This is a genomic window from Mycobacterium palustre (assembly GCF_002101785.1).
In the GTDB taxonomy this organism is placed as follows: domain Bacteria; phylum Actinomycetota; class Actinomycetes; order Mycobacteriales; family Mycobacteriaceae; genus Mycobacterium; species Mycobacterium palustre.
The window spans coordinates 20,573-27,058 of record NZ_LQPJ01000072.1; the positions used below are offsets into that span (position 1 = coordinate 20,573).

The 6,486-nt window shown below is 66.8% G+C and carries 5 protein-coding genes; 1 reads left to right on the forward strand and 4 read right to left on the reverse strand.

Going from position 1 to position 6,486, the window contains the following annotated elements:
• The first annotated feature begins 97 nt into the window (after nucleotides 1-97).
• Nucleotides 98-2,230: a serine/threonine-protein kinase gene (locus AWC19_RS31730; protein WP_169718091.1), complete on the forward strand. Its 2,133-nt coding sequence runs from the start codon at nucleotides 98-100 to the stop codon at nucleotides 2,228-2,230.
• On the opposite strand, the gene AWC19_RS07345 is transcribed toward AWC19_RS31730, so the two are convergent.
• The 4 genes from AWC19_RS07345 to AWC19_RS07360 form a co-directional block, all read right to left on the reverse strand.
• Nucleotides 2,231-4,045, reverse strand: a complete 1,815-nt coding sequence (locus tag AWC19_RS07345) for a putative alpha/beta hydrolase (protein ID WP_085077409.1) — start codon at nucleotides 4,043-4,045, stop codon at nucleotides 2,231-2,233.
• Nucleotides 4,012-4,341, reverse strand: a complete 330-nt coding sequence (locus AWC19_RS07350) for a DUF2563 family protein (protein ID WP_085077410.1) — start codon at nucleotides 4,339-4,341, stop codon at nucleotides 4,012-4,014. The genes AWC19_RS07345 and AWC19_RS07350 overlap by 34 nt, the downstream gene beginning before the upstream one ends.
• 81 nt (nucleotides 4,342-4,422) lie before the next feature.
• Nucleotides 4,423-4,932: a pullulanase gene (locus tag AWC19_RS07355; RefSeq protein ID WP_085077411.1), complete on the reverse strand. Its 510-nt coding sequence runs from the start codon at nucleotides 4,930-4,932 to the stop codon at nucleotides 4,423-4,425.
• Between the two features lie 24 nt (nucleotides 4,933-4,956).
• Nucleotides 4,957-6,393 carry a CCA tRNA nucleotidyltransferase gene (locus AWC19_RS07360; RefSeq protein ID WP_085077412.1) on the reverse strand — a complete coding sequence of 479 codons (1,437 nt, stop codon included), beginning with the start codon at nucleotides 6,391-6,393 and terminating at the stop codon, nucleotides 4,957-4,959.
• Nucleotides 6,394-6,486: the final 93 nt, after the last annotated feature.

Consider the following 6,486-nt stretch of genomic DNA (forward strand, 5'->3'; position numbering starts at 1 on the left):
GCTGGTTCTTGTTGGCCAGCGGGCTTTGATCGCAAGGTCATTACGAGACCCAATTTCCGTGCACGATGACCATCTAGTTCGTGGGTACGATTCGCCCGTGTCGCTGACAATCGGGGGAACATTCGCGGGCTACACCATCGTGCGGATGTTGGGTTCTGGCGGGATGGCCGAGGTCTACCTTGCGCAGCATCCGCGGCTGCCGCGGCGCGACGCGCTCAAAGTCATGCCGGAGGCGATGACGGCCGACAACGACTTCCGTGAGAGGTTCCACCGGGAAGCCGACCTGGCCGCGACGCTATGGCATCCCCACATCGTCGGCGTACACGATCGCGGTGAGTTCGATGGACGCCTTTGGATCGCAATGGACTACGTCGAGGGCACCGACGCCGGCCAATTGGTGAAAGACCGCTACCGGACCGGCATGCCGATACAGGAGGTGTGTGCCGTCGTTGCCGCGGTCGGCGACGCGCTTGACTACGCCCACAAGCGGGGGCTCTTGCACCGCGATGTCAAGCCCGCCAACATCTTGCTCACCGAGCCAGAGGACGGCGTGCGACGAATCCTTCTGGGCGACTTCGGCATTGCACGACCACTGGGCGACGTTAGCGGGCTTACGGCGACCAATTTCACCATCGGCACCCTTTCCTATGCCGCGCCCGAACAGTTGATGGGTGCACAGCTCGACGGCCGTGCGGACCAATATGCCTTGGCGGCCACCGCATTTCACCTTCTTACCGGTGCGCCCCCATTTCAACAAGACAATCCGGTGGCCGTTATCAGCCAACATCTCAATGCACCGCCGCCGAAACTGGCCGACCGGCGTCCCGAATTGGCATACCTCGACCAGGTGCTGTTGAAGGCCTTGGCCAAAGACCCCGCCTACCGATTCGAGCGGTGCAAAGACTTCGCCGCCGCCCTAAGTGAACAGGCAGGTGCGGGCCAGCACATGGTCGATCACTGCCCCGAACCGGACCTCGCGGTTTTAAAACCTGTCGGGGCGCCCGATACGCGAGTCCCGAGCCAGCAACCGTGGTCTGCCGCAAATAAGAAGCGGCGCAAGCGGTCTCGGGTCCTCCTTGCGGCTGCGATAGCGGCGGTACTGCTCACCGGCATCGGCATCATCGGCTACCTGAGCAAGCCGACGCGGCACACAACCTCTGCTCCCACAGGCACCACCCCGCCCCCAGGCCGGCCAGCTGTCATGCTCGACGGCACCTATCGACTGGACTTCGACAACCCGAAGGGGACTATCAACGGCGCCCCGTCGGGCGACACGAAAGGTCATAGCAACTGGTCGGCGTTTCGTTCGTCGTGCACGCCTACCGGATGCATTGCGACGGCGACTGAGCTCGACGACAACAACCACCAAGTGGCATCCACGGAAGGAGGGGGCGATAGAGCCGCCTTCCGTTTTGTCGACGGTCGTTGGCGAGAGACTCCTGATAGAACCTCCAGCCCATGCGAAGCAGACACGGCGAAAAGGGGCGCCGTGATTGTTGTGTTGTCGGTGGAACCGCAGGCTGACGGCACGCTGAAAGGCGAACAAACCCAGACCGTTCTCGGCGATGAATGCGGGCCCTCACAAGGTCAGGTCTACGTCACGCCCGTCACGTTGGTACGGGAAGGCGACGTGCCGCCCGGCGTCACCGTAGCCGATCCGGCGGCAGCCGCGGCGACCGCGGCGACCAGCAGCCCGCCCCCAGCCGTGGCGGGTCCGCGACTCGACGGCACCTATCGCCTTGACCTCGACGCGGGGGCGCAGACGGTCAACGGCGTGGCACCATCCTCCACCGTCAACGCGACCCGCACGGCTTGGATGGCCTTTCGTTCTGAGTGCACTTCGTCTGGCTGCATCGCCACAGCGGTGAGTGTGGCAAGCGAACAGCGGCAAGTGGCCGCGGGTGGTGCACAGGTCTTCCGCTTTGTGGACGGTCACTGGCAGCAATTCACGCCCACTAACGAGCCGCCAAGCCCGTGTCCCGGAACGAAAGGACCGGTCACCGAGACGCTGACGGTGGATGTGTCTTGGGAGCCTCAAAGCGACGGCACACTTCGTGGAGCCCTGACCAGAACCGCGTCCACCAGTGAATGCGGTTTGAAAGGAACCGTCTGGCGGATACCGACGACACTGACACGCATCGGCGACACGCCGCCCACCGTTGTCCTCGCCGACCCAGCGTTCTTCCTCGACTCACCGGCACCGACCGCGCCGGTCCGGCCCGGTGGATGATCACCGACCGGCCGGCCCGCGATGACGGTGCCCAGTCGTCGCAGGACGCACGGCTTCCGGATCAAGCCATCCGCCAATGCCATATTCGCCCCGGTGGCGCGCCGTCATACCGTCATGCCGCAACGCATCGCCATGACCCGACACGACGTCGCCGATGCTGAACAATGACTCCGACCCGTCGTCGAAGTAGTGCAGGTGGTCACCGACCGGGTCCATGCCCGGCCCCTCCGCTTTGAAGCGCGTGGAACCGTAACCGTCGACGGACGGGTCGTCGCCCAGCCCTCCAAAGCTGGGACCGAACAGACCGGGCCCGGTCAACTGACCCGGCGTCCAGGTGACCACATCGCCCGAGGCCGCCCCGACATAGAGGTGCCCTCCGGACGAAAGGTGAAAGTCGGCCGCCGAGTGGGCCAGGTCGGTTCCCGGTGAGCCGACCAGAACGACGTCGTTGGCGCGCATGCCGAACCCCGCGGCGGCGTCGGAGACGACGGTCGATCCATACGAGTGGCCGACGACTGTGACGTGGGTCGGGGCGCCTTGGTGCGTGACGGCCAAGGCGTTGACGTCGGCGGCCAGCGCCTGCGCGCCTACCCGGGCCGGACCGGGTTCCCGCAAGCCCCGGTCGTACCAACCGTCCGGGACGTCGTAGCCCAGCCATAGCACCACCGCGGTTTCCTTGCTCCAATCGGCGTGGGAGGACTCCTGATACAGACGGACACCCTCCGGCTTGGCCAGCGATCCCTCGCGCACACCGGTGCCCGCGCCCTTCACCAACACCGCGATGTTGGCCGCGGTGTCCGGATTGCCGATCGCGATGGCCGCGGCGCCTTCGCCGGCAAAGGCTTCGGGCTGGTACTTCAGCAAAAACGCGGCCGCGTGCGCCGCCCCTGCCGCCTCTAACCCCCGCTGCGCGCGGCACGCGTTGGCGTAGCGCGTGACGGCGATTGCGGTCAGGCCGTATTTTCCCGGATCGCCGAGCACCTCGTCGACGGACGCGCCCCTGGCGGCGGCGAGGTCCTGCATGCGCCGAAGGTCGTCGTTCATCACCGCCTGATTGACCCGGTCGCGGACGGTGACGGGAACACCGTTGAGGTTTCCCAGCGCCGGTGGGTGGTCAGCGACCAACCGGTTCTGTTGCTCCGGGCTTAGTGTCTTCCACCATCGGTTGACGTCGACGGCGATGGTCCCCGCTGTTGGAAGCGCCACAAGCTCTTCGGCCTCCGCCGCGTCCACCGCCCCCAGAACCGTCGGGTCGTACCCGTCGGTGCGCAAAGCGGTCAAGGACCGCCGCAAGAACTCCGAGTAGCCGCGCCGCTGCGCCCGCAGCTGGCCCAGAGCTGACACGGTGTCGTCGATGGCTTGTTGCTCCAACGCGTGGATCAGTGCCTCATCGTCAAGATGCAGCGCGGGCCCGACTATGGAGTCGACCTGCTGCAGCTGACTCTCAAGAGTCGAGATCGAATCCGCGCCACTGCGCTGCGCCTCAGCCAACGCGGCCGCGATGTTCTCCAATGCGACCGCGATCTTGGGCAGCTGCAACGACTGAATACCGAGCGACGCGATCGTGCGCCGCAGCTCGGCCAAGTCATTGATGGGGTGCTCACCGTCCACCCGATCCCAGGACGCCTCGAACCGGCGGCGCGCCTCGGCGAATGCGGCCGCGGACTCCGCCGTGCACCGGCCGGCGTCATGAAACGCCTGCGCCAAATCGGAGATCTGCGCCGGACGCCCGGCTTGCAGGCTTTGGTAAACCGCCCAGGGGTCGCCGCCGGCTTCGGCTATCAGGTGCGGGGTGCTGATGTAGTGGAGTTGCATCGCACCGCCCGCATTTCTGCGGCGTTGCGGTTGTCCATCTCCACGAACCCGGCCGCGGCGTAGTGCCCCTTGTGGCCGACTTCGGTCAGCGTCTCCTGGTGGCCCCGAAGGGTTTTGACGTGCTGAGCGTGCGCGGTGGTCACCGCATTGTGAAACGCCTCGGCCGCGGGAAACCCGCCGAACATTCCCGACGACAGCGGTCCCCGCGCGAGCTGGTCGGCTCCGTCGCGTGCGTGTCCGCCCGCGCGGTGCGACTCGTTGGCCCCCGAGCGCAGCAAGTCAGCGTCGACGAACATCGCTGCCCCCTTTTCGGCTCGACCGCACTGAGCTGCCGCCGACGCTAATCATCGTGTGGTTGCTCTTCAATTCAGTGTTCCTCATAAACTGCTGGCCCCGTCCGCCAATCCGTCGCGGTTGGTATCGGTCAGCTTGACGTTCCAACGCCCGTCGCCGTCGGTGTCGACGTACCCGGTGACACCCGAGTCGCCGTCGCAGAGCACCCGGTCGGCCTGCCCGTCGCCGTCGGTGTCCAGCAACCGGTCGTCGGCTTGCCCCACACCGTCGAAATCGACCAACGGTCCCCCGGAGTGCTCGACGCCGTCGAGCCCGAACCAGCGCAGTTGACCACCCCGGTCGACGGCCACGGCCCACGTCCCGGATCCGTCGTCGGTGAAGTAGGCCTCTGGGGTGCCGTCGTTGTCCACATCGAGCACCGCGTGATCGGCCAACCCGTCCCCGTCGAAATCCGCCAGCGCGTCGTCTTGCATGCCGTCACCGTCGACGTCCAGTCCGATGGCGTCGAGCCGGCCGTCACCGTCGAGATCCAAACTGGGCTGGCCATGCCAGATAGCCGCCGCTCCACCGTCGCTAGCCATGCAATAGTCCACGACCGTTCCGACGCAACACCTCCGCTAGCGGTTCCCCCGCGACCGCCACCAGGCCAGCAATTCCTCGGTGGCCTCCTCGGTGGTCAGCGGCCCGCGATCCAGCCGCAGCTCCTTTAGATAGCGCCAGGCCTCGCCGACCTCGGGCCCTGCCGGGATGCCGAGGATCTGCATGATCTGGTTGCCGTCGAGGTCGGGGCGTACACGCGCCAGGTCCTCCTGGGCGGCCAGCTCGTCGATGCGCGCTTCGAGCCGGTCGTAGTTGGCCTGCAGGCGGGCCGCCCGGCGCTTGTTGCGGGTCGTGCAGTCGGCGCGCACCAGCTTGTGCAGTCGCGGCAGCAGCGGTCCGGCGTCGGTGACGTAGCGGCGCACGGCGGAATCGGTCCACTTGCCGTCGCCGTAGCCGTGGAACCGCAGGTGCAGATACACGAGCTGCGAGACGTCGTCGACCATCTGCTTGGAATACTTCAAGGCCCGCAAGCGCTTTCGGGCCATCTTGGCGCCGACCACCTCATGGTGGTGAAAGCTCACACCGCCGTTGGGCTCGTGCCGGCGGGTGGCCGGCTTGCCGATGTCGTGCAGCAGCGCGGCCCAGCGCAGCACCAGATCGGGTTCCTCGCCTTCCAGCGCGATGGCCTGGCGCAACACCGTCAGCGAATGCTGGTAGACGTCTTTGTGCTGATGGTGTTCGTCGATGGCCATCCGCATGCCGCCGACCTCGGGCAGCACCACCTCCCCCATCCCGGTCTCGACCAGCAGATCGATGCCGGCCACCGGGTCGTCGCCGAGGAGCAACTTGTCCAGCTCGGCGGCCACCCGCTCGGCGCTGATCCGTTCCAGCTGCGGGGCCATCTCTTCGATCGCCTCCCGCACCCGCGGGGCGACGGTGAAGCCGAGTTGCGACACGAACCGCGCCGCGCGCAGCATCCGTAACGGGTCGTCGCCGAAAGAGATCGACGGCGCCGCCGGGGTGTCCAGCATCCGAGCGCGCAGCGCCGCCAACCCACCGAGCGGGTCGAGGAATTCACCCGGGCCGTTGGGCGTGATGCGCACGGCCATCGCGTTGACGGTGAAGTCGCGGCGCACCAGATCGTCGTCGAGGCGCTCACCGAAACGCACCTCGGGTTTCCGCGACACCTGGTCGTAGGCGTCGGCGCGGAAGGTGGTGATCTCCAGGCGGTAGTCGCCCTTGCCGACGCCGACGGTGCCGAATTCGATGCCGGTGTCCCACAGCGCGTCGGCCCAGCGCCGCAGCATTTCTTGGACCTGCTCGGGGCGGGCGTCCGTGGTGAAGTCGAGGTCGGGACTCAGCCTGCCCAGCAGGGCGTCTCGCACCGAACCGCCGACCAGGTACAGCTCGTGCCCCGCGGTGTCGAACGCCGCGCCCAGCTCCCGCAAAACAGCGGCGTGCCGATTCAGGGCTACCGCGGCGGCGGCAAGCACTTCGGCGTCGGCGTCAGGCACGTTCGATGAGCCTAGCTGTACTCGGCCAGGACGTTGGTAGCAGGCGTGTCGGCTTGATGTGAGGAGAACCCCCGGGTGGGGTGTGGCGTGTCG

Bases quoted from the DNA above. Each gene is read 5' to 3' on its own strand.
- AWC19_RS07345 (WP_085077409.1), bottom strand. From the start codon at position 4,045: ATGCAACTCCACTACATCAGCACCCCGCACCTGATAGCCGAAGCCGGC.
- AWC19_RS07350 (WP_085077410.1), bottom strand. From the start codon at position 4,341: ATGTTCGTCGACGCTGACTTGCTGCGCTCGGGGGCCAACGAGTCGCAC.